Origin of the sequence: Elioraea sp. Yellowstone (genome assembly GCF_006704265.1) — a bacterium.
Classification (GTDB): Bacteria; Pseudomonadota; Alphaproteobacteria; order Acetobacterales; family Acetobacteraceae; genus Elioraea.
Genome location: NZ_VIKA01000283.1, coordinates 1 through 1,278, shown reverse-complemented (window position 1 = coordinate 1,278; position 1,278 = coordinate 1). Strand labels below are relative to the sequence as shown.

The following is a 1,278-nucleotide window of genomic DNA, read 5'->3' as shown; positions in this document are numbered from 1 at the left end:
CCCCTGGCGCTGACGGCTGCGGGCTGATTCGCTGCTGCTGGTGAGAGCGGGAGCGGCGGATGGCGGGACAGCCCGGGTTCTTCGACGCGGAGGAGCGCTTGCGGTGGCTGTCGGCCTTGGGCGATCCATTGGAACGGCTGCGCGCGGTGGTGGACTTTGAGGCGTTCCGCGCAGAGCTGGAGGCGGCGCTGCCGCGCGCCGACCGCAGCCGCGGCGGACGCCCGCCCTGGGACGCGGTGCTGATGTTCCGCATCCTGGTGCTGCAGGCGCTCTACACGCTGTCGGACGACCAGGCTGAATACCAGCTGCGCGACCGCTTGAGCTTCATGCGCTTCGCGGGCCTGGCGCTGCAGGATGCGGTGCCTGACGCCAAGACGATCTGGCTCTACCGCGAGCAGCTGACGCGCGCGGGCGCGCTGGCGAGGCTGTTCGCGCGCTTCGACGCGATGCTGGCCGAGCGCGGCTTCCTCGCCATGGGCGGTCAGATCGTCGATGCGACGGTGGTCGAGGCCCGGCGGCCGCGGCTGACGAAGGAGGAGAAGCAGACCCTGCGCGACGGCGGCACGCCCGAGGGCTGGTCGAAGGCGCGCAGCCGGCAGATCGACCGCGACGGCCGCTGGACGCTCAAGCGTGGCCGCAAGCCGAGACCGCCCGAGGGAGGCACCCCGCGCCAAGCGGTGGCGGAGATCGCGGTGCCGGTCTTCGGCTACAAGAACCACCTCGGCATAGACCGCGCGCACGGCTTCATCCGCCGCTTCGCCGTCACCGACGCCGCCCGCCATGACGGCGGCCAGCTCGGTGCCGTGCTGGATCCGGCCAATACCGGCAGCGGCGTCTGGGCCGACACCGCCTACCGCAGCAAGGCGAACCTCGAGCTGCTGGACCGGCGCGGCCTGCGAGCCGAGTTCCAGCGCGCCAAGCCGCGCCGGCGGCCGATGCCCGCCCACATCGCCCGCGGCAACGCGACAAGGGCCCGGGTGCGCAGCCTCGTCGAGCATGTCTTCGCCACCGAGAAGCGCCGCATGGGCCTCGTCATCCGCTGCATCGGCCTCGCGCGCGCCACAGCCCGGATCACGCTCGCCAACCTCGCCTACAACATGCGCCGTCTGGCCTGGATCGAGGGGCGAGGTGTGCCCGCCTGAACAATCCAGCAGCCGACCCAACCCCGCCGCCCACCGCCCGGCAGCGGATCTGGCGCCAAAAACGGCCGGTCCGCATTCAACGGCGCCATCAACAGCCCCTCAGCAGCGCCCGATCAGCGGGTTTTTCGAGGTGTCC

Annotated in this window: 1 protein-coding gene; it reads left to right on the top strand. The window is 71.9% G+C overall.

What is annotated here, in order from left to right; genetic code table 11:
- Positions 1-59 precede the first annotated feature (59 nt).
- The gene (locus tag FK498_RS18690; RefSeq protein ID WP_141857206.1) at positions 60-1,142 is read left to right on the top strand and encodes an IS5 family transposase; all 1,083 of its coding nucleotides are present in this window, start codon (positions 60-62) and stop codon (positions 1,140-1,142) included.
- The last annotated feature ends 136 nt before the right edge of the window (positions 1,143-1,278 follow it).

Bases quoted from the DNA above. Each gene is read 5' to 3' on its own strand.
- FK498_RS18690 (WP_141857206.1), top strand. From the start codon at position 60: ATGGCGGGACAGCCCGGGTTCTTCGACGCGGAGGAGCGCTTGCGGTGG.